Source organism: Stenotrophomonas sp. CASM106, from assembly GCF_049384825.1.
Lineage (GTDB): Bacteria > Pseudomonadota > Gammaproteobacteria > Xanthomonadales > Xanthomonadaceae > Stenotrophomonas > Stenotrophomonas muris.
The window spans coordinates 107,247-130,472 of sequence record NZ_JBMRFS010000004.1; the positions used below are offsets into that span (position 1 = coordinate 107,247).

Annotated in this window: 19 protein-coding genes and 1 tRNA gene; 10 read left to right on the forward strand and 10 right to left on the reverse strand. The window is 67.5% G+C overall.

The annotated features are described in order from the left end of the window. Nucleotides 1–199: 199 nt before the first annotated feature. Together mgtE and VG556_RS11030 are read left to right on the forward strand one after the other, a co-directional pair. Nucleotides 200–1,570, forward strand: coding sequence for a magnesium transporter (gene mgtE / locus VG556_RS11025; RefSeq protein ID WP_014648829.1), 1,371 nt, complete (start codon nt 200–202; stop codon nt 1,568–1,570). Nucleotides 1,571–1,720: 150 nt separating this feature from the next. After that, nucleotides 1,721–4,447 (forward strand): bifunctional acetate--CoA ligase family protein/GNAT family N-acetyltransferase, encoded by a 2,727-nt coding sequence (locus tag VG556_RS11030; protein WP_049406816.1) that lies wholly within the window; start codon nt 1,721–1,723, stop codon nt 4,445–4,447. 82 nt (nt 4,448–4,529) lie between these two features. On the opposite strand, the gene VG556_RS11035 is transcribed toward VG556_RS11030, so the two are convergent. Continuing rightward, nucleotides 4,530–4,910, reverse strand: coding sequence for a YbjQ family protein (locus VG556_RS11035; protein WP_014648827.1), 381 nt, complete (start codon nt 4,908–4,910; stop codon nt 4,530–4,532). A 139-nt stretch (nt 4,911–5,049) separates the two neighbouring features. Here VG556_RS11035 and VG556_RS11040 point away from each other — a divergent pair, with 139 nt between their 5' ends. Further along, nucleotides 5,050–5,757 carry an alpha/beta fold hydrolase gene (locus VG556_RS11040; protein ID WP_046433177.1) on the forward strand — a complete coding sequence of 236 codons (708 nt, stop codon included), beginning with the start codon at nt 5,050–5,052 and terminating at the stop codon, nt 5,755–5,757. On the opposite strand, the gene VG556_RS11045 is transcribed toward VG556_RS11040, so the two are convergent. Next, the gene (locus VG556_RS11045; RefSeq protein ID WP_242884007.1) at nt 5,714–6,394 is read right to left on the reverse strand and encodes a YdcF family protein; all 681 of its coding nucleotides are present in this window, start codon (nt 6,392–6,394) and stop codon (nt 5,714–5,716) included. The genes VG556_RS11040 and VG556_RS11045 overlap by 44 nt on opposite strands. Here VG556_RS11045 and VG556_RS11050 point away from each other — a divergent pair. From VG556_RS11050 to VG556_RS11060, 3 genes are all read left to right on the forward strand, one after another. Further along, on the forward strand, nt 6,366–6,701 hold the full coding sequence (locus VG556_RS11050; RefSeq protein WP_238381495.1) for a hypothetical protein: 336 nt from the start codon (nt 6,366–6,368) through the stop codon (nt 6,699–6,701). The two genes, VG556_RS11045 and VG556_RS11050, sit on opposite strands and share 29 nt — an antisense overlap. A gap of 102 nt (nt 6,702–6,803) precedes the next feature. After that, nucleotides 6,804–7,208, forward strand: coding sequence for a hypothetical protein (locus VG556_RS11055; RefSeq protein ID WP_100450788.1), 405 nt, complete (start codon nt 6,804–6,806; stop codon nt 7,206–7,208). Between the two features lies 1 nt (nt 7,209). Next, nucleotides 7,210–8,943: an ATP-binding response regulator gene (locus VG556_RS11060; RefSeq protein WP_238381494.1), complete on the forward strand. Its 1,734-nt coding sequence runs from the start codon at nt 7,210–7,212 to the stop codon at nt 8,941–8,943. Between the two features lie 109 nt (nt 8,944–9,052). Here the strand turns inward: VG556_RS11060 and dkgB are convergent, their stop codons facing one another. Together dkgB and VG556_RS11070 are read right to left on the reverse strand one after the other, a co-directional pair. Next, nucleotides 9,053–9,862: a 2,5-didehydrogluconate reductase DkgB gene (gene dkgB / locus VG556_RS11065; RefSeq protein WP_046433168.1), complete on the reverse strand. Its 810-nt coding sequence runs from the start codon at nt 9,860–9,862 to the stop codon at nt 9,053–9,055. 245 nt (nt 9,863–10,107) lie between these two features. Then, nucleotides 10,108–12,228 (reverse strand): methyl-accepting chemotaxis protein, encoded by a 2,121-nt coding sequence (locus VG556_RS11070; protein WP_100450787.1) that lies wholly within the window; start codon nt 12,226–12,228, stop codon nt 10,108–10,110. Nucleotides 12,229–12,411: 183 nt separating this feature from the next. Between VG556_RS11070 and VG556_RS11075 the strand changes: the two genes are divergently transcribed. Continuing rightward, nucleotides 12,412–12,867, forward strand: coding sequence for an Rrf2 family transcriptional regulator (locus VG556_RS11075; RefSeq protein ID WP_100450786.1), 456 nt, complete (start codon nt 12,412–12,414; stop codon nt 12,865–12,867). Further along, nucleotides 12,857–13,762: an NAD(P)/FAD-dependent oxidoreductase gene (locus VG556_RS11080; protein ID WP_100450785.1), complete on the forward strand. Its 906-nt coding sequence runs from the start codon at nt 12,857–12,859 to the stop codon at nt 13,760–13,762. Before VG556_RS11075 ends, VG556_RS11080 begins: the two co-directional genes overlap by 11 nt. 95 nt (nt 13,763–13,857) lie before the next feature. Here the strand turns inward: VG556_RS11080 and VG556_RS11085 are convergent, their stop codons facing one another. The 4 genes from VG556_RS11085 to VG556_RS11100 form a co-directional block, all read right to left on the reverse strand. Beyond that, nucleotides 13,858–15,078 carry an RtcB family protein gene (locus VG556_RS11085; RefSeq protein ID WP_100450784.1) on the reverse strand — a complete coding sequence of 407 codons (1,221 nt, stop codon included), beginning with the start codon at nt 15,076–15,078 and terminating at the stop codon, nt 13,858–13,860. Between the two features lie 56 nt (nt 15,079–15,134). Next, the gene (locus tag VG556_RS11090; protein WP_005411579.1) at nt 15,135–16,259 is read right to left on the reverse strand and encodes a slipin family protein; all 1,125 of its coding nucleotides are present in this window, start codon (nt 16,257–16,259) and stop codon (nt 15,135–15,137) included. A 357-nt stretch (nt 16,260–16,616) separates the two neighbouring features. Continuing rightward, nucleotides 16,617–16,690 (reverse strand) — tRNA-Thr (locus VG556_RS11095). Nucleotides 16,691–17,339: 649 nt separating this feature from the next. Further along, entirely contained in the window at nt 17,340–18,296 is a 957-nt protein-coding gene (locus VG556_RS11100) for an aldo/keto reductase (protein WP_032961500.1), read from the reverse strand. A 169-nt stretch (nt 18,297–18,465) separates the two neighbouring features. Between VG556_RS11100 and VG556_RS11105 the strand changes: the two genes are divergently transcribed. Together VG556_RS11105 and VG556_RS11110 are read left to right on the forward strand one after the other, a co-directional pair. After that, a complete protein-coding gene (locus tag VG556_RS11105) occupies nt 18,466–19,323 on the forward strand; it encodes a class I SAM-dependent methyltransferase (RefSeq protein WP_100450782.1) in 858 nt (285 codons plus the stop codon). Between the two features lie 171 nt (nt 19,324–19,494). Beyond that, on the forward strand, nt 19,495–20,034 hold the full coding sequence (locus tag VG556_RS11110) for a pseudouridine synthase (protein WP_423179992.1): 540 nt from the start codon (nt 19,495–19,497) through the stop codon (nt 20,032–20,034). 90 nt (nt 20,035–20,124) lie between these two features. On the opposite strand, the gene VG556_RS11115 is transcribed toward VG556_RS11110, so the two are convergent. Beyond that, nucleotides 20,125–20,499 (reverse strand): hypothetical protein, encoded by a 375-nt coding sequence (locus VG556_RS11115; RefSeq protein ID WP_005411574.1) that lies wholly within the window; start codon nt 20,497–20,499, stop codon nt 20,125–20,127. A gap of 200 nt (nt 20,500–20,699) precedes the next feature. Further along, the gene (hrpB, locus tag VG556_RS11120) at nt 20,700–23,204 is read right to left on the reverse strand and encodes an ATP-dependent helicase HrpB (protein ID WP_100450781.1); all 2,505 of its coding nucleotides are present in this window, start codon (nt 23,202–23,204) and stop codon (nt 20,700–20,702) included. Nucleotides 23,205–23,226 lie beyond the last annotated feature (22 nt).

Genomic DNA, 23,226 nt, shown 5'->3' on the forward strand with positions numbered 1-23,226 from the left:
TGACCTGCATGGCCCACGGGTCCAGACTGCCCGCCGCTGGCGGCGCGTCCGTTGGCATACGCATCCCGGAGTCCCCAACCCATGTCCAGCGACAGTAGAAGTCGACCTCGTTCGACGCCAGCGATGGCCACCGCCTGACACCGGGACGGTTTGCCTGCGTTGGCGTTGCGCGAGGTCGCATCCCCACAAGGCAAAACCGATGAACCAGAAGCAATTGCTGCGCCCGGTGGCCGATGCCGCCGCACTGGCCGCACCGCTGGCGAACTACAACACCGCCGACGCGGTGGAATTCCTCAACACGCTGGACCTGACCCGCGCCGCGGAAACGCTGGCTGCGCTGCCGTTGCCGCGTGCAGTGAAGATGCTCGAAGCGCCAGAGCTGCACCGCAGCGGTGAGCTGGTGGCCGCACTGCCACCCGCGCGGGCTGCGGCGCTGCTGGGCCTGATGGCCGACGACCGCGCCACCGACATCGTCCACGAGCTGGATGAGGAAGAGCGCGCGCGGTTGATCCCGCTGCTGGGCACCGACGCCCGCCAGGTCATCCAGAAGCTGCTCAGCTACCCGCCGAACACCGCCGGCGCGCTGATGACCACCGAGTACGTGGCGGTGCCCGCCAGCTGGACCGTGGCGCAGACCCTGCAGCACATCCGCCAGGTCGAGCGCACCCGCGAGACGGTGTACGCGATCTACGTGCTGGAGCCGGCCAGCCAGCAGCTGCAGCAGGTGGTGACCATGCGCCGGCTGATCACCGGCCTGCCCGAGGAATCGATCCTGGACGTGGCCCAGGTCAATCCGCCGGTAACAGTGGATGCGCTGATGGACCAGGAAGAGGTGGCACGGCTGATCCGCCGCCACGACCTGCTGGCGATTCCGGTGGTCGACGCGCAGCAGCAGATGCTCGGCATCGTCACCGTGGACGACGTGCTCGATGCGCTGATCGAGGAATCCACCGAGGACGCGCACAAGTTCGGCGGCATGGAAGCGCTGGACAAGCCGTACATGCAGATCGGCTTCTTCGAGATGCTGCGCAAGCGCGCCGGCTGGCTGAGCGTGCTGTTCCTGGGCGAGATGCTGACGGCCAGCGCGATGCAGCACTACGAGGACGAACTGGCGCGCGCAGTGGTGCTGACCCTGTTCATCCCATTGATCATGAGTTCGGGTGGCAATTCCGGCTCGCAGGCCACCTCGCTGCTGATCCGCAGCCTGGCACTGCGCGAACTGCGCCTGCGCGACTGGTGGAAGGTGGCCCTGCGCGAAGTGCCGACCGGCATGGTGCTGGGCGCCATCCTCGGCTGCCTGGCCATCGTGCGCATCGTGATCTGGCAGCTGGGCGGCCTGCACGACTACGGCGAGCACTGGATCCTGCTGGCGATCACCATCGGCGCCGCGCTGGTGGGCATCGTCACCTTCGGTTCGCTGTCCGGCTCGATGCTGCCCTTCATCCTGAAGCGGCTCGGCTTCGACCCGGCCAGCGCCTCGGCCCCGTTCGTGGCCACCCTGGTGGATGTGACCGGCCTGGTGATCTACTTCAGCATCGCCGCGATGATCCTGCACGGCACGCTGCTGTAACAAAACGTGCACGCCGGGGTCGGATCCCTTCGCGCAGCGAAGGGCTCTGACCCCGGATATCCGCAGCAGGGGATCAGAGCCCTTTCCTGCGAAAAGGGGGCCGACCCCGCCTCCGACCCCATCGCCACGGAATTTGGGTACCGTAGGCGCATGAGTACCTACCACCTGCAGTCCGTGTTCCGTCCGCAGTCGGTCGCGGTGATCGGCGGCAGCCCGCGCGAGCGTTCGGCCGGGCGCGCGGTGATGCGCAACCTGCGTGGCACCGGCTTCCCCGGCAAGGTGGCGTGGATCAATCCGCGGCATGCCGAGATCGATGGCATCCGCACGGTCAAGCGGCTGAAGGACCTGGACTGGGTGCCGGACCTGGTGGTGATCACCGCACCAGCGGCGATCGTGCCGCAGGTGGTGCGCACTGCCGCCGAACGTGGCGTGCAGGCGGCGATCATCCTCACCGCGCACCTGGGCGAAGGCCCCGGTTCGTTGTCTGCACAGGTAGAGGCGGTGGCGCGCAAGCATGGCCTGCGCATCCTCGGGCCGCATTGCCTGGGCGTGATCGCGCCGCACGCGCGGCTCAATGCCAGCATCGCCGCACATTTTCCGCAGGCGGGCGACCTCGCGCTGGTCTCCGAATCCTCGGCCATTGCCGCCGCGCTGGTGGAATGGGGCGTGGCGCGCTCGGTCGGGTTCTCCGCCGTGGTCTCGCTGGGCGATACGATGGACGTCGACTTCGGCGACCTGCTCGACTACTTCGCCACCGACTACCGTACCCGCGCCATCCTGCTCTACGTCGAGCAGATCAAGGACGCGCGCAAGTTCATGTCGGCCGCGCGTGCCGCCGCCCGCGCCAAGCCGGTGGTGGTGGTGAAGTCCGGCCGCGCCGAGCGCGTGCAGCCGGGCAGCCGCGATACCCATGTGCAGGCCCTGGCCCGCGCCGATGATGTGTACGGTGCGGCCTTCAACCGCGCCGGCCTGCTGCGCGTCGGTGCGCTGGACGAGCTGTTCACCGCCGCCGAATCACTGGGGCGCCTGGGCACCTTCCCTGGCCGCCGCCTGGCCATTCTCAGCAATGGTGGCGGCGTCGGCCGCCTTGCCGTGGACCAGCTGATCGCGCTGCGTGGCACGCTGGCCACCCTGTCCGACAGCACGGTGCAGAAGCTCGATGCGGCATTGCCACAGGGCTGGTCGCGCAGCAATCCGGTCGACATCGTGGTCGACGCCGATGGTGACCGCTATGCCGCGGCCATCGAAGCGCTGCTGGCCGACAACGAGAATGACGCGGTGATGGTGGTCAACGTGCCGACCGCGTTCACCTCATCGGCGGACGCCGCGCAGGCACTCACCCGCACGCTCGGCCTGCGCCCGCGCCACCACCGCGACAAGCCGGTGTTCGCGGTGTGGCTGGGCAACGACGACCAGGCCACCGCCACGCTCAACGCGGCGCGGGTGCCGACCTATCCGACCGAGGCCGAAGCCGTACGTGGCTTCCAGCATCTGGTGCGCTACCGCGAAGCGCAGAACGCGTTGATGGAAACGCCGCCCAGCCTGCCGCAGGACTTCAGCGTCGACACGGCCGCCGCGCGCGCACTGGTCGATGCCGCGCTGGCCAACGGCCAGCAGTGGCTGGACCCGCTGGCTACGCATGAACTGCTCAAGGCCTACGGCATTCCCTCCGCGCCGGTGATGCATGCGCGTGATGCGCACGAGGCGATGGACCTGGCGCAGCCGCTGCTGGAACGCGGTGCCACGGTCGCGCTGAAGATTCTCTCGCCGGATATTCCGCACAAGTCGGAAGTGGATGGTGTGCGCCTGAACCTGTCCACGCTGCCGGCGGTGCAGAGCGCGGCCAACGCGATCCTGTCGCGCGCACGCCAGCTGCGGCCGGATGCGCGTGTCGATGGCCTGCTGGTGCAGCCGACCATCGTGCGTCCGAAGGCGCGCGAGTTGATTGTCGGCATCGCCGATGACGCGACGTTCGGCCCGGTGATCGTGGTCGGTCGCGGCGGCACTGCCGTCGAAGTGATCAACGACAAGGCACTGGCGCTGCCGCCGCTGGACCTGCGCCTGGCCCACGAGCTGATTGGCCAGACCCGCGCCTCGCGCATCCTCAAGGCCTACGGTGACGTGCCGGCGGCTGACGAGCGCGCACTGGCGCTGGCGCTGGTGAAGCTTGCACAACTGGCCGCCGACATTCCCGAAGTGCGTACGCTGGACATCAACCCGTTGCTGGTCGACGGCAAGGGCATCCTCGCCCTCGACGCCCGCGTGGCGGTGGCGCCGTCGCGCATCCTGCACAAGGGCCGCGGCCATCCACGTTTCTCGGTGTTCCCGTACCCGAAGGAGTGGGAGCGCACCATCGAACTGTCCGATGGCGGCCGCGCCTTCGTGCGCCCGGTGCGGCCGGAGGACGACGCGCTGTTCCGTGCGTTCTTCGCCCGCGTCAGCGACGAGGACCTGCGCCTGCGCTTCTTCCAGTCGGTGAAGCACTTCAGCCACGAGTTCATCGCGCGCCTGACCCAGCTCGACTACGCGCGCTCGATTGCGCTGGTGGCGATCGAACCGCGCAGCGGCGAGATGCTGGGCGCGGTGCGCCTGCATGCCGATGCGGATTACCACCGTGGCGAGTACGGCATCCTGATCCGCTCGGACCTGAAGGGCCACGGCATCGGCTGGCGGCTGATGGCGATCATGATCGAGTACGCCAAGTGGCTGGGCCTGGACGTGGTCGAAGGCCAGGTGCTGCGCGAGAACAGCACCATGCTGGCGATGTGCCAGAGCCTGGGCTTCAAGACGAAGCTGGACCCGGACGACCCGACGGTGATGATGGTGACCCTGCCGGTGCAGCAGGTCGAGGTGCCCGACGTCCCGCCGGTGGCCTGATTCCTGTAGAGCCGAGCCTACGCTCGGCTGCCTTGCATCACACGGGCACGCCTGAGCCGGGCATGGGCTCGGCTCTACAGCTTCAACGCATCGGCTCCACCACCACCGCCGTGCCATAGCACAGCACTTCGGTCAGCCCGGTCATCACATCGGTGGCGTCGTAGCGCATGCCGATGATCGCGTTGGCACCCAGCTGCCGCGCATGCTTGACCATGTCGCGGTAGGTTTCCTCGCGGGCCTGTTCGCACAGTTCGGTATAGATGGTGATGTTGCCACCGAAGAGCGTCTGGATACCGCCGAGGAAGTTGCCGACGATCGAGCGCGAGCGCACGGTGATGCCGCGCACCACACCGAGGTTGCGCACGACGCGGTGCCCAGGCAGCTCGAAGGCGGTGGTGACCAGCGCATCATCGAAGCGGAGCGCGGGTGGGGTGGGGGTGCCGCTGTTGTAGGGGTCTGCCATGGTCGCGTCCGTATCGCCGCCTTCTGTAGAGTCGAGCCATGCTCGACGGGCTGTGCAGTAGTCGAGCATGGCGCGACTCTACAACGCAACCGCCTGTTGCGGCATGGTTCCGTCACCGTGCTGGCGCGACAATACCCCCATGACCGACCGTATTCCCCTGCTGCTGCTGCCCGGCCTGCTCAACGATGCCGAGCTGTGGCGCGCGCAGCTGGCCGACCTGGCCGACATCGCCGACTGCACAGTAGGCGACCAGACCCGTGGCGAGACCCTGCAGGCGGTGGCCGAGGACGTGCTCGCACAGGCACCGGAGCGCTTTGCGCTGGCCGGTTTCTCATTGGGCGGCTTCGTCGCCCAGCAGATCCTGCGCATTGCGCCGGAGCGCGTGCTGCAGCTGGCGCTGATCGATACCTCGATCCACGCCGATTCACCGGAACGTGCCGAGCAGCGCCGCAGCCAACGCGCCAGCGTGCGCCTGCCGGGGAAGTTCCACGGCTTCGGCGATGTGCTGATGCGCAGCTACATCGATGCGTCGCGGCTGGATGACTACGTGCTGGTGCAGCGCGTGCGCGACATGACCGCCCGCCTGGGCGCGGACGTGTTCCTGCGCCAGAGCGCGCTGGAACGCCGCGATGGCCATGATGTGCTGGCCGGTTACCGCGATCCGCTGCTGATCGTGTGCGGCGCGAACGATCGCATCACGCCGCTGGCGGTGAGCGAGGAAATGCACGCGATGGTGCCGCACTCGCAGCTGGTGGTGGTGCCTGACTGCGGGCACCTGGCACCGATGGAGAAACCGGACGAGGTCAGTGCGGCGATGCGTGGGTGGTTGCTGCAGGCGCGACACTGACCGGCTCGATGGGGGCGTCGTTCCAGCCCATCCGGTTGTAGAGGTGGTAGCGCAGAACGCCGATACGCTCATGCAACATCACTTCGACCAGCAATAGATTGAATGTGGAGGGCAGCCACCCCGGGGTGGCACGGAGGCGGTCGCTGGGCAGGCCCTCGGCCACGACGCCGAAGTGTCGGAAGTAGATCAGGCTCCGCGTGAGATGCAGGCCCGAGGTCACCAGCACCACCCGCGGGCTGTTGCGCCCGATGATCGCACTGCTGTTTCGGGCGTTCTGCCAGGTGTTCCTGCTGGCACGCTCGCGGACAATCCTCTCGGTGGGCACGCCCAGCGCAATCAGTTCGCGTGCGTAGACATCGGCCTCAGCGACATCGCCCTTGGCAGTGACGCCTCCGCTGGCAAGCACCGTACAGACCTCCCGCGTGCGATCGCATTCGTGGTAACGCTGTGCTGCCCTCATCAGGCGGCTGTAACCGGCCAGCCCGGGCCTGGAGCCCCGGGCATCGTGGTCGATGCCGGCACCCAGTACCACGATCACAGTGCGCGGATGAAGTGCACCGTGATCAGTGACAAAAGGGGTGCCCTGCGCGCGATCCAGCAACCATTGCGTGACCGGGGCGCTGGCACTGGCTGCCATGGCCAGCGGAAGCGTCGCCAGAAACGCAGCACTGCGCAGACGGCGTTTCCAGACCAGCACGCTGCATGAAAGCAGCAGGAGAAGTGTCAGTGTCAGCATGGTGGTCCATGAGGAAAGTTTGAAAGAATTCCGATGGCGTAGCGCATTCGTTGCCTACATGCTGGATGCCATGGACCTGAAGCGACTGTCACACCCGGCCCGATGTGCTGCCATCGTAGGCGGAATCATGCTCGCGGTGGCCGCAGGGCATCTGCTGGGTGGCTGCTTTCCGCAGTTCTTCATACAGATCCATCAGCGGATGCAATAGCTCGCGGGTCCTGCATGCTGACGCCTGAGGTCTCCAGTCAGGCGTAACAGGACGCTGGAATACATCCGTTCAGGTGTTGAATGCGACAGATGGAGGAAGGCGATGCAAAGCTTGAAGTCCCGGTTTGGGCTGAACGCAGGTCCACACGCCATGGACCGGCCTGAGCTTGGGGAACGCTCGATGCTAGGTCTCATTGCGGCAACGTCGCCCCACCAGCTGCCTTCATTCACCGCAGCGTTGGACGCGGCGATATCGCAGTGGATGAGCAAGGCGAAGGACGAATCCTTCGGTGGCTTGGAGCAGGAGCTGGCGCGTCTGCATGCCTTGAAGAGCGTGACCTCGGCGTTGGGCAGCGCCGAGGTAACGCTGGCCTGCGACGCATTGAGTGACTGTCTCCGCTCGGGTACAGAAGCGTACGCTGTGCGGCGGCGGGCATGCGCGTTGGCACTGTCCGCGCAGCGTCTTCTGCATCGTGCGACGACGTATTTCCGGATGGAAGGAGGCTGACGTGCACCAGCCCCGTGTGTGCTCGCAGGCTTCCGCACCGGCAGCATTGCTGCAGGCAGCCCGTGCGCTGGAGATGCACCGCCTGGCCTGGCTTCTGTCGTGCCTTCAGGAGCCACGCGCCAGCGGGTTCCGGGTCCTGCTGCAGGTACTGGTGGTGCTGTGGTGCTGGCAGTGGGTGGATGGCCCGCAGCCGGTTCTGGCCAATGAGGCGGCCCGCGTGCTGCCGGTGGCCGTTGCACTGCTCGCGGTATCCGGGACATGGGCACTTGTTGCAAGGCTCTGCATGGAGCGCTGCCACCGCTGGTGCGATGGGGTAGGCCTTCTGCTCAGCCTGGCAATGGTTGCGATCCAGGTGGACGCGGCGTTCATCCTGCTGATGACGCTCAATGCAGCCCTGCCTTTCCTCGTGATCTCCGCGACCGCGGTGTATGGCCGCAGGGCAATTGCTCCCGCGATTGCATCGACTGCGCTGGCATTGCTGTGGGCCGCGCCTGAAGGCTACTGGGTCTCTCGGCCCGCCTACCTCGCCTACGCGCTGGCATTGACGATCCTGTTGCCGCTGGTAGCGGCGTTGCTGGTAGCCGCGATGCGTGACATAGCGCTGCGTGCCATTGCTTCGCGTGAGGCGCAGGGCCGATTCGTCAGTACGATGAGCCACGAGCTGCGGACGCCGCTGAACGCCATCATCAGTGGGATCCAGCTGCTGGAAGTGGGGACGGCAAGTACGGCCCAACGGCATGCACTGGCGACGGTCGCAACGCAGGCGCAGGCGCTCAGGCACCGCATCGATGATGTACTGGACGCAGCCAGCATCGATGGTGGCCGGCTGCAGTTGCGGCTTCATCCTTGTTCGCTGCGGTCGATCATTGAAAGCGTGCAGGCGACCTGCATGCCGGCTGCCGCCGACAAGGGCGTACTTCTGCAGCTGGATGGGAGTGAGCCCGATGTCTGGATGCTGGCAGACGGCGGACGTATCGAACAGGTGGTGACCAATCTTGTCTGCAATGCCATCAAGTTCACCCCGATGGCGGGCGAGGTGTCGGTATCCATCGTTGCGGTCCGATCGGGTGACGACTGGCAGGTTCAGATCGAGGTCTGCGATTCCGGCACGGGGATCGAAGCCGCGGACCTGGAGATGATCTTCTCGCCGTTCGTACAGCTCAGCCAAGGTGAGGCACGCTGCGAGCAGGGTGTCGGGCTGGGGCTGTACATCGTGCGGCTGATTTCCGATGCCATGGGTGGGACGATCAGCGTGAGCCGCAATGAAGCAGGCGGTGCCTCATTCGCGTGGCGCTTCACGGTGGCCTCAACCACGGAGGTGGACCCTCTTCCTTCCCTTGAAGAACTTCTTCAGTCACACGCAGCGTCGGTGCGACCGCTGCACTGCCTGCTGTTCGAGGACGTGGAAACCAACCGTGACGTGGTAGAGCGCCTGCTGCAGAGCGCCGGTCATCGCCTCAGCTCCCGCCACGATGGTCACGACGCGCGCGCAGTAATCGCGGCAGTCGAGCCTGATGTGGTGCTGCTGGATCTGCACATGCCCGGCTGCAGCGGATGGGAGGTGCTGGAGTCGCTAGCCAGGGACCCCGGCGCGCCACCGGTTCTTGTAATGAGCGCGGATACGCGGGTACAGGTGATTGAAAGAGCCCGCGCGCTGGGAGCTGCCGGTTTTCTATGCAAGCCACTGGACATCCACGACGTGCTGGATATGTTGCGCGGTGTTGCCGAGCGCTGACCGTCCGGCAGGTGCCGACCTTGGTCGGCACGGTGTTTCATCGATCGATCAGACGTCTGCGCCGACCAAGGTCGGCGTCTACCAGAGCAGTCGCGCGCCGTCGTTGGAATCAATCCCAGGCCGGGGCGATGCCTTCCGGGTTGGCCAGGCGATGGCCGCGGTCGAGCTTGGCGATCTGTGCCATGTCTTCGTCGGTCAGGCGGATCGCTGCTGCTTCCAGGTTGCTCGCCAGGTTCTCGCGCTTGGTCGAGGACGGAATGACCGAGAAACCCTGCTGCAGCGCCCAGGCCAGCGCGACCTGCGCCGGCGTGGCCTGGTGGCGTCCGGCAATGGCCTGGATCACCGGGTCCTTGATCACCTCGCCGTAGGCCAGGCTCATGTAGGCGGTGATGTGGATGCCGTTGTCCTGCAGGAACTTCACCAGCAGGCGATTCTGCAGGTAGGGGTGGATTTCGATCTGGTTGGTGGCAATGGCACCGGCGCCGAGGATGCCGATCGCCTTGCGGGTCTGCGCGATGGTGAAGTTGGAGATGCCGATCTCGCGGGCCAGGCCCTGCGCCTTGGCTTCAGCCAGTGCGGCCAGGTACTCCTCCATCGGCACGTCGACCTTGTCGTTCGGCGATGGCCAGTGGATCAGCGCCAGGTCGACGTACTCGGTTCGCAGCTTTTCCAGGCTGGTGCGCAGGCTGGCCAGCAGCGCATCGCGCTTGAACGCGGTGATCCAGACCTTGGTGGTCAGGTAGATGTCGTCGCGCGGCACGCCGGAATCGGCGATGGCCTGGCCGACCTCGGCTTCGTTGCCGTAGATCTGCGCGGTATCGATGGCGCGGTAGCCGACCGCCAGCGCGTTGCGCACGGAGTCGATCACGGTCTGGTCTTTCAGGCGGAAGGTGCCGAGACCGAAGGCGGGGACAGTCATGGGGGCTCCAGCAGAGGGGGAGGGAGGCGGGAATGTCCACGAAAGGGTAGGCCAGCGGCCGTGTGCATGCCGGCAACGGTGCATTGCATCGACGTGTACGACGGCAGGTGGTGGTGGGTGCGGACCGTTGGTCCGCACTGTTCATGCCGCCACCCATGCAGCGTTGGACGCTGCCGGCCAGCGGCCGGCACTCCCCCTGTCTGCGCTCGACGGTAGTGCCGGCCGCTGGCCGGCAACCGGATCAATCAAGCCGCGCGTGCCAGCCCGCCCTTCGCCGCCGCCGTGGTCGACAGGTCGAACACATCCACCGCATCGATCAGGCGGTTGGCCTGCTGCTCCAGGCTGCGCGCGGCGGCGCTGGCTTCTTCCACCAGCGCGGCGTTCTGCTGGGTCGTGCCGTCCATCTGGATCACGGTCTGGCTGACCTGTTCGATGCCCGCGCTCTGCTCCTGCGAGGCCGCGGAGATCTCGGCCATGATGTCGGTCACGCGCTGCACCGATGCAACGATCTCGGCCATGGTGTCGCCTGCCTCGCGCACGCGCTGTGCGCCATGGCCAACCTGTTCCACCGAGGCTTCGATCAGTGACTTGATCTCCTTCGCGGCTGCCGCCGAGCGCTGCGCCAGCGTACGCACTTCGCTGGCGACCACCGCGAAGCCGCGGCCCTGTTCGCCGGCGCGTGCCGCTTCCACCGCGGCATTCAGCGCCAGGATGTTGGTCTGGAACGCGATGCCATCGATGACGCTGATGATCTCGGCGATCTGCCGCGACGAGGTCTCGATCGCGCCCATCGTCGCCACCACCTGGCCGACCACGCTGCCACCGTGCGAGGCGACCGTATGGGCGCCGATCGCCAGCTGGTTGGCCTGGCGCGCATGTTCGGCGTTCTGGCGCACGGTGGAGGTCAGTTCCTCCATCGATGCCGCCGTCTCCTCCAGGTTGGCCGCCTGCTGCTCGGTGCGGCGCGACAGGTCATTGTTGCCGGCGGCGATCTCCGCGGCGGCGGTGTGGATGTTGCCGGAGGCGTGCTTGATGTCGGTGACGATGGTCGCCAGCTGCGTGGCGGTGGTGTTGGCATCGCCGGCGATACGGGCGAACACCCCCTGGAAATCACCGTGCATGCGCGCGCCGAGACGGCCATCGGCGATGGCGCGCAGCATCGTCGAGACTTCGCCGAGGTTCAGTTCGGTGGTCTGCATCAGGCGGTTCAGGCCATCGACCATCGCGCGGAAGTCATGCTCGAAGCGCGCGCTGTCGCCACGCTGGCTGAAGTCTCCCGCGCCGGCAGCTTCGGCCAGGCGGCGGATCTCGCCATTGATCCTGCCGAGGTTGTGCTTGGCCATGTCCAGTGCTTCGGTGATCACGGCCTTCTCGCCGGGCAGGCGTTCCATGTCCTGGCTGAGGTCGCCGACCGCGTAGCGGCCCATGATCGAGATCGCGCGCATCTTCACCCGGATGTGCGCATCGACCAGTGCGTTGCAGTCGGCCACCATGGTGCCGAACGCGCCGGGGAAGGCAGCGGCGTCCATGCGATGGCTGATGGTGCCGGCTTCGTGCGCCTGCGCCATCGCGGCCTGTGCATCCAGCACGCTGCGCAGCGTGGATTGCACCGCCTGCATGGCCTGCGCGAGGCGACCGATCTCGTCGCGGCTGCGCACCTGTACTGCGTGCTGCAGGTCACCGGCGGCCACCGCGCGCGCCGCTGCTTCCACTGCCAGCACCGGCTGCACCACCGCACGCCGCAGCCACCAGGCCAGACCGATCAGCAGCAGCACGGCGGCCAGCACGGTCAGCACCGCGCACAGCAGCAGGGTCTGCCGCGCCTGCTGCGAACGGGACGCCACCGCCGCTTCAGCCACCTGCGTGGCGTGCGTGCTCAGCGCATCCAGAGCCATCGCCACCGGGCGATCCTTGCCGCGCACCAGGTTGTCGCCGGCCGCGGGATCGTAGCCGGCCGCGGCAAATGCCTGCAGCGCCGCGTGATAGTCCTGCTGCAGCTGCGCGTGCAGGCCAACGAACGCCTGCGCCAGCTCACGCGTGCGCGGGTCCGGGCTGGTGGCCAGACCCTTGGCCAGCTGCCCGACCAGGCGGCCTTCGCTGTCGAAGCCATCCAGGTGGCGTTGGCGCAGCGCATCGTCGTGCCCGCGCAGCAGCACGTTCTTCCATTCCTGCACCTGGCCACGGAACTCACGCTGCAGGCGTTCGGCATCGCGGCTGTGCGCGACTTCGGGCGGGACCTCGGTGGACAACTTCAACCAGGCGGAGACCAGGCCTGCCAGCGCGCACAGCAGGACCACGGCCAAGCCAACAGAAACCGCGCCGAGCAGCTTGGACTGCAGGCGCGGAGCACGGACAGACGCATTCATCGGGAAGCACTCTCGGGAAGGGGCAATGCGGTATCGACCCGCTACGCTTCCGCTGAAGTGCGACGAACATCACATTAGCGTTTCGTTTAGTGATGTGAAGGAAGTGTTTCATAGGACAAATGTGTCCATATGGAACAAATACGGACCCTGGACAGGGGATATAAATGTAACTACTGTGGTTACATGAAATCCGCGAACCCGCTCTCTGACGCCCTGCACGTGATGGCGCATCTGGTCGGCCAGGATGGCCCGCGCACCTCCGGGCAGCTGGCGTCCTGCCTGCCGACCCATCCGGTGGTGATCCGCCGTCTGCTGGCGCAGCTGCACAAGGCCGGCCTGGTACGCAGCACCCGCGGTCATGGCGGTGGCAGCCAGCTGGCCCGCGACGCTGCAACGATCACCCTGCATGACATCTATCTGGCCGTGGGCGCACCGCCGCTGGTGCAGGTCGGCGCCCGCGACGCCGGCGGCGGCTGCCCGATCCAGCAGCTGGTCAACAGCGCGCTGCTGGAGGGGGCACGCGAGGCACAGCGGTTGCTGGAGGCGCGCCTGCGGGCGACCACGCTGGACCAGCTCGGCGCCGACTTCGCACGCCATCTCGCCCATCACCGTTCCCTGGAAGGTCACCATGAATCCTGATGTGCTCATCGTCGGCGGCAGCTACGCCGGCATTGCCGCCGGCCTGATCCTGGCCCGTGCCCGGCGGCCGGTCACCGTCATCGATGCCGGTTCACCACGCAACCGCTTCGCCAGCCATTCGCACGGGGTGCCAGGGCTGGATGGCATCAGTGGTGCCGAGCTGCTGAAGACCGCGCGCCAGCAGCTGCTGGACTACCCCACGGTGCGCTGGGTGCATGCCGAGGCCGTGCAGGCCAACACCAGCGCAGAGGGCGTGGAAGTACGTACCGCCGATGGCCAGGTGCTGGCCGCGCGCAAGCTGCTGCTGGCCAGCGGTATCGCCGACCAGCTGCCGGAACTGCCCGGGCTGGCCGAGCGCTGGGGCAGCACCGTGCTGCACTGCCCCTACTGCCATGGTTACGAAGTGGGTGGCGGCGCCATCGGCCTGCTTGGCGGCCATCCGATGTCCGCCGGCAAGGCGCCGCTGTTTGCCGACTGGGGCAATGTCACCTTCTTCAGCATGGGACGGGACATCACTGATGAGGAACGCGCTGCCATGCAGCAGCGCGGCGTGCAGATCGAGACCTCGCCGGTGCTGGGCGTGCAGGGCGACCAGCCGACCTGGCTGGAGGTGGAGCTGGCCGACGGCCGCCACATCGCCCAGCGTGCGCTGTTCGTACCGGCCACCCAGGCGATGGCCACGCCATTGGTGCAGCAGCTTGGCTGCGCCTTGGTCGAGAGCCCGCTGGGGGTGCTGATCGAGGTCGACATGATGAAGCAGACCTCGGTGCCCAACGTGTACGCCGCAGGCGATGCGACGACGGTCGGCAACATCACCCTGGCCATGGCCGAAGGCGTGCGCGCGGGCATCGGCGTGCATCATGCGCTGGTGGCCGAAGACAGCGTGCCGCGCTGAATGTGCCGGGGTCAGATCCCTTTCGCAGAAAGCGATCTGACCCCCGACGCGACGTGCTGCTCTGGTAGAGGCCGGCCTTGGCCGGCACCGCTCCGTTACCCCTTCACGCACAGCACCTGGCGCAGGGTGTGCACCACCTCGACCAGGTCCAGCTGCGCTGCCATCACATCGTCGATCGACTTGTACGCGGCCGGTGACTCGTCCAGCACGCCGCTGTCCTTGCGGCATTCCACGTGCGCGGTGGCCTCGCGGTGCTGGGCCAGCGTGATCTGCTGGCGCGCCGTGCCACGGCTCATCACCCGGCCGGCACCGTGGCTGCAGCTGTGGAAGCTGTCGGCGTTGCCCTTGCCGCGCACGATGTAGCTGCGCGTGCCCATGCTGCCGGGAATGATGCCCAGCTCGCCTTCGCGCGCACTCACCGCCCCCTTCCGGGTCACCAGCAGTTCCTGGCCGTGGTGCGTCTCCTTCTGCACGTAGTTGTGGTGGCAGTTCACCGCCATCGCTGCCAGCTGGAACTTCGGCAAGCGGTGGCGCATCTCGGCCAGCACGCGCGACATCATCGCCTCGCGGTTCTGCCGGGCGTAGTCCTGCGCCCACGACACGGCTTCGACGTATTCATCGAACAGCGGCTCGCCTTCCATGAAGAACGCCAGGTCCTTGTCCGGCAGGTGGAAGCCGAGCACGCGCCGGGCCAGTTCCTCGCGCGCCTTCTCGATGAAGTAGGTGCCGATCAGGTTGCCGGTGCCGCGCGATCCGCTGTGCAGCATCACCCACACCGTGTCCGTCTCGTCCAGGCACAGTTCGATGAAGTGATTGCCGCCGCCCAGCGTACCCAGCTGGCGGTCCAGCTTGTCGGTGCGGATGCGGCGGTGCTTGTCCTTGATCTTCTCCAGGCCGGCGGCCAGCCCGGACTGCACCAGCCGGGTGTGGATGCTGTCGGGCATGCGGTGATGCTCGCCGCCGCGCCCGTTGCCCACCGGAATGCTGCGCTCGATGCTGTTGCGCAGCTGCCGCAGGTCATCGGGCAGGTCATCGGCGCGCAGCGTGGTACGCACCGCCGCCATGCCGCAGCCGATGTCGACGCCGACCGCGGCCGGGATGATCGCCCCGCGGGTCGGGATCACCGAGCCGACGGTCGCGCCCTTGCCCAGGTGCACGTCCGGCATCACGGCCACCCACGGCCCGACGAACGGGATCGCAGCGATGTTGCGCAGCTGCTCATGCGCCTGCGCTTCCAGCGGCACACCGTTGACCCAGCCCTTGATCGGCGTGGTGCCCTCGGCATGCAGCCATTGATAGTTCTGTTGAGTGTCCATGTCTTCCTGAATGTCCTTGATGGGCCGGCGGCGCGTCCCTGCGCCACCGCTACCCCCTACCTGATCGTCACCAGCTGCTTCAGCACGCCATCCAGGCCGCCGAACACGGTGAGCGTGTCGATCTTCTCGGTGACCTTCTCCAGTGCCTCCAGCTCCTTCAAGCGCATCAGCACCGGGTTGTCCTCGATCAGCTTTGCGGTGTTGAGCTGCGAACGCGTGGCGTTGGCCTCCTCGCGGCGACGGATCACGCTGGCCTGGGCCTGCTTTTCGGCCAGCACCACGCCGTTGAGGATCTCCTTCATCTCGCCCGGCAGGATCACGTCCTTGATGCCGACGCCGAGCAACCGCACGCCGTGGCCTTCGATCGCCGCCTGCACATGCGCAGCGATCTCGCCGTCCAGTGCCGCCTTGTCACCCAGCAGCTCGTCCAGGCTGCGCGCGGCAATTGCCTGGCGCAGGCCGAACTGCAGCTGCCGGTAGACGAACTCATCGGCATTGCTGAGCGTGCGGTGCGCACGCACCGGGTCGACCACCTGCACGGTCGCGGCCAGGTTCACCCGCAGGGTCACCTTGTCGCGGCTGAGCAGTTCCTGGCCGGACACGTCCAGTGAACGTGCGCGCAGTTCCACACGCTCCACCGACACGTTGCCGTTGAAGTTCCAGAACGCGTGCAGGCCGGCGTCCAGCGTCTGCCGCAGCGTGCCATCGATGAACAGCAGGCCGACCGACTCGCTCGGCACCGTGCTGATCACCGCCACACGCGGCAGCACGCCCAATTGACCCAGCCGCTGCTGCACGTCGGCCGGAATGCGCGGCTCGTCACCCAACGCCATTACCTGCACCTGGGTATCGACCGAACCGCGCCAGTACAGACGGCGGCTGCCCGGCGGCAGCACTTCATCGATGCGGCCGTTGCGCAGCAACAGGCCGACCTCGCTGGCGCCGACGTTGGCCAGCACGAAGTGCGTGTCCAGCTGTGCGCCCAGCGCTTCGATCAGGCTGTCCTGGTCGCTGCCGGTGTAGGCCGCGCCCTTCGATGCGGTGTGGATGTCCACGTGCGGGCGGCCGCCGAACGGCGACAGGCGGTGCACGCCCGGCAGCAGGATCTGCTGGAAACGACGGTTGCGATACACCAGGCCGCGCTCGCCGTCGCCGATCACGACCTTGATGGTCCAGAACATGGGAGTCTCTCCTTGTATGGCTCTGGTGGTTCGACCCGTTGCGGATGAATCGCCATGACCCGGGTCGATCCGGTCGTGGCGAGGCTGCCCGCACATCACGTGCAGGCAGCGGAAGAGGGCGGCCATCGGCGGACGGTCCGCGCGCGGAGCCTTCGATGCGCCGGCAGTGCTGCCATCGTCGTTCCCGGCAGGCAGCACCGGTGCGGAACGTGGCTGGCAGTGGCGGCGGGCCGGGGCCCGGCGTGAGGTCCGTTGCCTTCCACGTTCCTGCCCGAAGGCGATGTCGGTGGACGGCGACGATGGCCGCTGGGGCTTGCGCCCCGGGTGTTGCTTCAAGTCATGACGTGACAGGTCATGTGGTTTGGAGTGGGAATCGAACCCACGACAGACGGATTACGGATCCGTTGCTCTAACCAAGCTGAGCTATCCAGTTGGGGACCGCGCGGAATTGAACCGCGTACCGGCGAACCGGTGCCTGCCTCCAGCAGGCGATCCAGGCGATGGCATGTCCGCGACCTCCGGCATACGCCACGGCAACGCCGCGCGCACCAGCCCGTGGTTGAAACGGGACCGTTGGATAATCGAGGATGCAGGCCACCGACATTATCGGCGAGCGATAATGTTCTGATGCGATGCAGATAATGTCCAGGCGCTGCCAGTCGCGCGAAGTAAATCCTTCGGCGGGGCGGGAAAAGCCTGGGTCAGTGAGCGGCGGGTCGCCGCGCGGGGTGCAGTTCTGGCATCGCGGGTCCTTGTGTCGACGCAAACGAAAACGCCCCCGGGACTTGCGTTCCGAGGGCGTCGTCAGGCCTCGGAGATCGGGGTGGCCGATCTCCGCAGGGCGGGTATCAGGCCGTTGTCAGCTGGTCTTCCTTGCCGAACGCGCGCGCCGGCCCGTCCATGCGCAGGCATGGCAGCAGTTTGGCGATGGCGACGGAATGCGCGTTCAAGGGAAGTTTCCAGTGGTTGTTGAAACGAGGTGCGAACGATAAACCACGATTTAGTCGTGCGCAACCATTTTGTTCAATTATTTTCTGCGGTATGTGTGCAATGCCGGCCAGCGGCCGGCACTACCGGCCCTCACGCTTCCGCGCTGGCGGCATCCAGCTGCGCGACATCGTGCACGCTCAGCGACACGTTGGCCGCCGCCAGCAGATCGTGCAGTTGTTCGACGCTGGTGGCGCTGACGATCGGCGCGGTGATCGACGGCCGCGCGATCTGCCATGCCAGTGCGATCTGTGCGGCGCTGGCGTTGTGCTTGCTGGCCACGTCATCCAGCGCCTGCAGGATGCGCAGGCCGCGCGGGTTCAGATAGCGCTTCACCACCGTTTCGCCACGTGCCGGGCTCTTGGCCGCATCGGCCGGTGTGCGGTACTTGCCGCTGAGGAAGCCACTGGCCAGGGCGTAGTAGCCGATCACGCCGATCTGTTCGCGCTGCACCAGCGGTTCCAGCTCCTTCTCGTAGCCGGCACGGTCGTACAGGTTGTACTCCGGCTGCAGGGTTTCGTAACGCGGCAGCTTGTAGTCGGTGGACACCTTCAGCGCATCGGCCAGGCGCGTGGCGCTGTAGTTGGAGGCACCGATGGCGCGCACCTTGCCGGCTTCGATCAGGCGGCCGAACGCGGCCAGGGTCGCTTCCAGTGGCGTCGACTCATCATCCTCGTGGGCCTGGTACAGATCGATCACGTCGGTCTGCAGGCGGCGCAGCGAATCCTCGACCGCCGCATTGATGTTGTCCGGGGTCAGGCCGGGGCGTTCGGCCCATTTGGCCACCTTGGTCGCCAGCACCACCTTGTCGCGCTTTCCGCTGCGCGCGAACCATTTGCCGATCAGCGTTTCCGATTCGCCGCCGGTGTTGCCCGGCACCCAGGCCGAATACACATCGGCGGTGTCGACCAGGTTGAAGCCGGCGTCGACGAAGGCATCGAGCAGGGCGAAGCTGGCCTTCTCATCGGCGCTCCAGCCGAACACGTTGCCACCGAAGGCGAGCGGACGTACATGCAGGCCGGAACGGCCCAGTTCGCGGGTTGCCGTCATGGGCACGGACTCCTTGGGGGAAGTGCTCCAGAATAAAACGCGTAGTGTGACCGTGCTGCGGCGGCGACCACAAAACAGTGTTCCGCGATACGCACGCGGCTAACGTTTTGTGAACACCTGGGGCGCCGCGGCTGCTAGTCTCGCCGCATCTTCCGCTGGAGTCGCTCCGATGATGCCTGCTTCGTCCCTGCGTGGTTGCCGCCTGCTGCTTGCTTCGGCCCTGCTTGCCGCTGTTCCCGCGTTTGCCGCACCGGCCACGGTCGCGCCGGCGAAGATCCAGGTGTCGCCGGCCATCGACGCGGCGGTGAAGGCGCCCACCCGCGATGCCAACAACGTCAAGCGCGACGGTTTCCGCCACCCGGCGCAGACGCTGTCGTTCTTCAAGGTGACGCCGGAAAAGACCGTCATCGAGATCACCCCCGGCAACGGCTGGTACTCGGAGATCCTGGCGCCGCTGCTGCACGACAAGGGCCACTACGTTGCTGCGGTGGTCGATCCGATGGCGGTGCCCGAAGGCCGCGGCCGTGACTACCAGCAGCGCAGCCGCGACAGCCTGGAAAAGAAGTACGCCGCTGCACCGGCACAGTTCGGCAAGACTGCCGTGGTGGCCTACGATCCGGCCAAGCCGGTGTTCGGCCCGGCCGGTTCAGCCGATGTGGTGCTGACCTTCCGCAACGTGCACAACTGGCGCAAGGCCGGCCAGGCGCAGGGCATGTTCCAGGGCTTCTTCAACGTGCTCAAGCCGGGCGGCGTGCTGGGCGTGGTCGAGCACCGCGCCAAGGCCGACGTGGCCGACGACGATGACACCGGCTATGTCGGCCAGCAGCAGGTGATCGCGATGGCCGAGGCCGCCGGCTTCAGGTTGGACGCGCGCAGCGAGGTCAACGCCAACCCGCGCGACACCAAGGACCACCCGAACGGCGTGTGGACGCTGCCGCCGACCAACCAGCACGACAAGGCCGATGATGCGAAGTACCAGACGATCGGCGAAAGCGACCGCATGACCCTGCGCTTCATCAAGCCGTAAGAGGGGTGCCGGGCTGGCGCATGCTGACTCTGTAGAGCCGAGCCCATGCTCGGCTGCTGTTGCGTTCCGCCGTGCTGTGCGCGATGAGCCGAGCATGGGCTCGGCTCTACAGCCGAGTGGCACGTGGCGCGGCATGGGACAATGCGCCACCCGCCGACTGCCGTGCCCGCAATGCTGATCGCCTTCAACAAGTCCTTCAACGTGCTCTGCCAGTTCACCGACCGCAGCGTACCGCCGCGGCCGACGCTGGCCGGGTTCGGCCTGCCGCCGCGCGTGTATGCCGCCGGTCGCCTGGACCATGACAGCGAAGGCCTGCTGCTGCTGACGGATAACGGCACGCTGGCGCACACGTTGACCGACCCGAAGCACAAGGCCGACAAGACCTACTGGGTGCAGGTGGAAGGCACGCCCAGCGATGAGCAGCTGCAACGGTTGCGCGATGGGGTGGAGCTGAATGACGGGCCGACCTTGCCGGCGAAGATCGAGCGCCTCGATCCGGCGCCGTCGCTGTGGACACGCGATCCGCCGGTGCGCTTCCGCAAGACCGTGCCCGATGCCTGGCTGGCGATCACGATCCGCGAGGGCCGCAACCGCCAGGTGCGGCGGATGACCGCGGCAGTGAACCTGCCAACGCTGCGGCTGGTGCGGGTGGCGATGGGGCCCTACCGGCTGGACGACCTGCAGCCGGGGCAGTGGCGGCAGATCGGTTGAAACAGAAAGGGCCGGATACCTCGCGGCATCCGGCCCTGGCTCGGGGTCAGATCCCTTCCGCAGGAAGGGCTCTGACCCGGTCGGTCACACTCACGCGTCGCTGCCGATATCGCTGTGCTCGTCCACCACGGTGTCGTTGCGGCGGTCGCGTGCGTTGATGCGCTGCGCCTGCCCATTCACCACGTGGCCATTGGCAGCCTTCTTCTTCTGCTGCTTGCGGTACAGCGCATAGCCCAGCAGGCCGACGCCGACGGCAGCCGCGGCAATGGTCACGGCCGGGTTGCGGCGGGCGAACTTGGTGGCGACCTTGCCGCCGGTCTTCACTGCGCCGAGGGCGGCGCCGGTCTTGATCCAGTCCGCGTTGCGCAGGCTGCCACCGGCGCTCTTCAGGCCATCGCCGGCGGTGTGGGCCAGCTCCAGGGCGCGCTCCAGAGCGCGGTCGGTGATTACGGTCAGCTTGCTCATGCGGGGGTCCTTTGCCTCGGGTCGAAGTCCAGTGTCGCGTGTTGCCCGTAAACGGTATGTCAGTCGGGGACGCACGTGGTGTGACTTTACCGCAGCCATTCAGGATCAGGCAGGCTCCGCACCCGGTAGTGCCGGCCGCTGGCCGGCAATGCTCTCCGCCTGGTGCCAGGGGGCTGCCGGCCAGCGGCCGGCACTACCAATCAGGTTCCGCGCGGCTTGGCCCGGTGCGTGGCCGTCGCCGTCCACGGATCATCCGGCCATGGGTGGCGCGGGTAACGGCCCTTCATCTCCTTTTTCACTTCGGCGTAGGTGCTTTCCCAGAAGTTGCGCAGATCCTGGGTGACCTGCAGCGGGCGGCCGCCGGGGGAGAGCAGGTGCAGGGTCAGCGGCACGCGGCCATCGGCGATGCGCGGCGTGTCGGCCAGGCCGAACAGTTCCTGCAGCTTCACCGCCAGCACCGGCGGCAGCGAATCGCCGCTCTCGCTGTCCAGCGCATAGGTGATCGGCCGCTCCAGTCCGGACGGCACGGTGATGCGGGTCGGCGCATGACGCTCGACCAACTGCCGTTGTGACCACTCCAGTGGCGATTTCAGCGCCTCGCCGAAGCTGGATTCATCCAGCGCATCCAGTCGCGTCCTGCCGGCGAACGCGGGCTGCAGCCATTGTGCGCGCGTGGCCAGCAGGGCATCGTCGCTGCAGTCGGGCAGGCCGAGCTCGGGCATCCAGCGCCGCAGCGATTCCACCCGTGCCTGCCACTGGCGCAGGCCCTCGGTCCACGGCAGCGCCTGCAGGCCGAGCTCGGCCACCGCATCGGTCAGCGCCTGCGCGGCGTGCTGCGGATCGACCCGGCCGGCCGAGCGGCTGTCCAGCACGATCCGGTCGAAACGGGTCTCGCGCAGCGCCACCAGGGCGCGTCGCTCGCTGTCCCAGCGCACCACGTCTTCGGTGACGAAGCGCTCCGGCCATGCCTTGCGCAGCTGGCCTTCGTCCACCGGTGCGGCACGCAGCAGCAGCGCATCGCGCGCCTCGAAGCGCAGTTCGCTGGCCACCAGCCACGGCTCACCGCGCAGGTCACTCAGTTCGTGCAGGCGCGCGCTGCGGCCATTGGCCAGCAGGTAGCGCAGCGGATCGCCGGGATGCTGGAAACCGATCCGGTCGGGAAAGGCGTGTGCAAGCAGATCGCCCAGTTCGTGCGCCTCGATGCTGGCCGGCGGCGTAGCCTCGCAGCGCAGGCGGCGACGCCACTGCTTGGCGGCGGCATCAATGGCGGCCAGCCCGCTGCGGTTGGCATCGCCCGGCGCGCGGCCAGTGCGGAACGCGGCCAGTGCGCGCCAGCGGGCCGCCAGCGCGTCACCGCCCTGGCGCAGCGGGTCGCGCGCTTCCAGCAGGGCGGCCAGATCGGCGGCCAGCGCCTGCGCGCGGGCATCGGGCGCTGCCAGCAGCATCGCCGCCATCCGCGGGTGCGTACCCAGCGCCAGTACACGGCGCCCGAGTGCGGTGATCGCGCCCGAGTCCGACAGTGCACCCAGGCGTTGCAGCAGTTCGCGCGCCGCACCCATCGGGCCGGCCGGTGGCGGGTCGAGGAAGCGCAGGTCGCTGCTGCCCCACGCGGCCAGTTCCAGCGCCAGTCCGGCCAGTTCCACCTGGTCGATCTCCGCGCGGCGCTGCGGCTCCAGCCGCTGCGACTGCGGCCACAGCCGCCAGGCCACGCCCTCGGCCACGCGACCGGCACGGCCCGCGCGCTGGTCGGCCGACGCCTGCGCGATGGCCACCACGTCCAGCCGGGTGAAGCCGCTGTTGGGGTCGTAGCGCGGCTCGCGCGCCTGGCCGCTGTCGATCACCACGCGCACGCCGGGCAGGGTCACCGACGACTCGGCCACGTTGGTCGCCAGCACCACGCGACGGCGGCCATCGCTGGCGGCCTGCAACACGCGCGCCTGTTGTTCGACCGGCAGCTCGCCATGCAGCGCCAGCACCTCGACGTTGCCATCGAGTGACTCCTGCAGGCCGGCCTGGACGCGCGCGATCTCGCGCTGGCCGGGCAGGAACACCAGCAGGTCACCGGGGTGCTCGGCCAGCGCCTGCTGCACCGCGCGGCGCACCTGCAGTTCCAGGGCTTCATCGCGGCGCGCCGGGAAGTGGCTGATCGCCACCGGATAACTGCGGCCCTCGCTGCTCAGCCGCGGCGCATCGAGGAAGCGTGCCAGCCGCTCGCCGTCCAGCGTGGCCGACATCACCACCAGGCGCAGGTCGTCGCGCAGCTGCGCCTGCACGTCCAGCGCCAGCGCCAGGCCCAGATCCCCACTGAGATGGCGCTCGTGGAATTCATCGAACAGGATCGCGCCGACGGTTTCCAGCATCGGATCGTCCTGCAGCATCCGGGTCAGGATGCCCTCGGTGACCACCTCGATGCGGGTGCGCGCGGATACCTTGTTCTCGAAGCGGATGCGGTAGCCGACCGTGCCGCCGACCTCCTCACCCAGCTGCCGTGCCATGAACAGCGCCGCGCTGCGCGCGGCGACCCGGCGTGGTTCCAGCAGGATGATCTTGCGGCCCTGCAGCCACGGCGCGTCGAGCAGCGCCAGCGGCACCTGGGTGGTCTTGCCGGCACCGGGCGGGGCCTCCAGCACCAGCCGTGGTTGCACGGCCAGCTGCTGCTGGATCTGCGGCAGCAGCGGGGAAATCGGGAAGAGCGGGGCGTTCATATGCAAAGGATAAGGGGCCACG

What these genes read in the sequence shown, in the direction of transcription:
- VG556_RS11110 (WP_423179992.1), top strand. Translation starts at nt 19,495, where the DNA reads ATGCTGATCGCCTTCAACAAGTCCTTCAACGTGCTCTGCCAGTTCACC.
- VG556_RS11040 (WP_046433177.1), top strand. Translation starts at nt 5,050, where the DNA reads ATGACCGACCGTATTCCCCTGCTGCTGCTGCCCGGCCTGCTCAACGAT.
- VG556_RS11045 (WP_242884007.1), bottom strand. Translation starts at nt 6,394, where the DNA reads ATGGCAGCCAGTGCCAGCGCCCCGGTCACGCAATGGTTGCTGGATCGC.
- VG556_RS11115 (WP_005411574.1), bottom strand. Translation starts at nt 20,499, where the DNA reads ATGAGCAAGCTGACCGTAATCACCGACCGCGCTCTGGAGCGCGCCCTG.
- VG556_RS11035 (WP_014648827.1), bottom strand. Translation starts at nt 4,910, where the DNA reads ATGGCAGACCCCTACAACAGCGGCACCCCCACCCCACCCGCGCTCCGC.
- VG556_RS11030 (WP_049406816.1), top strand. Translation starts at nt 1,721, where the DNA reads ATGAGTACCTACCACCTGCAGTCCGTGTTCCGTCCGCAGTCGGTCGCG.
- VG556_RS11080 (WP_100450785.1), top strand. Translation starts at nt 12,857, where the DNA reads ATGAATCCTGATGTGCTCATCGTCGGCGGCAGCTACGCCGGCATTGCC.
- mgtE (WP_014648829.1), top strand. Translation starts at nt 200, where the DNA reads ATGAACCAGAAGCAATTGCTGCGCCCGGTGGCCGATGCCGCCGCACTG.
- VG556_RS11085 (WP_100450784.1), bottom strand. Translation starts at nt 15,078, where the DNA reads ATGGACACTCAACAGAACTATCAATGGCTGCATGCCGAGGGCACCACG.
- hrpB (WP_100450781.1), bottom strand. Translation starts at nt 23,204, where the DNA reads ATGAACGCCCCGCTCTTCCCGATTTCCCCGCTGCTGCCGCAGATCCAG.
- VG556_RS11100 (WP_032961500.1), bottom strand. Translation starts at nt 18,296, where the DNA reads ATGACGGCAACCCGCGAACTGGGCCGTTCCGGCCTGCATGTACGTCCG.
- VG556_RS11055 (WP_100450788.1), top strand. Translation starts at nt 6,804, where the DNA reads ATGCAAAGCTTGAAGTCCCGGTTTGGGCTGAACGCAGGTCCACACGCC.
- VG556_RS11105 (WP_100450782.1), top strand. Translation starts at nt 18,466, where the DNA reads ATGATGCCTGCTTCGTCCCTGCGTGGTTGCCGCCTGCTGCTTGCTTCG.
- VG556_RS11075 (WP_100450786.1), top strand. Translation starts at nt 12,412, where the DNA reads ATGAAATCCGCGAACCCGCTCTCTGACGCCCTGCACGTGATGGCGCAT.
- VG556_RS11090 (WP_005411579.1), bottom strand. Translation starts at nt 16,259, where the DNA reads ATGTTCTGGACCATCAAGGTCGTGATCGGCGACGGCGAGCGCGGCCTG.
- dkgB (WP_046433168.1), bottom strand. Translation starts at nt 9,862, where the DNA reads ATGACTGTCCCCGCCTTCGGTCTCGGCACCTTCCGCCTGAAAGACCAG.
- VG556_RS11070 (WP_100450787.1), bottom strand. Translation starts at nt 12,228, where the DNA reads ATGAATGCGTCTGTCCGTGCTCCGCGCCTGCAGTCCAAGCTGCTCGGC.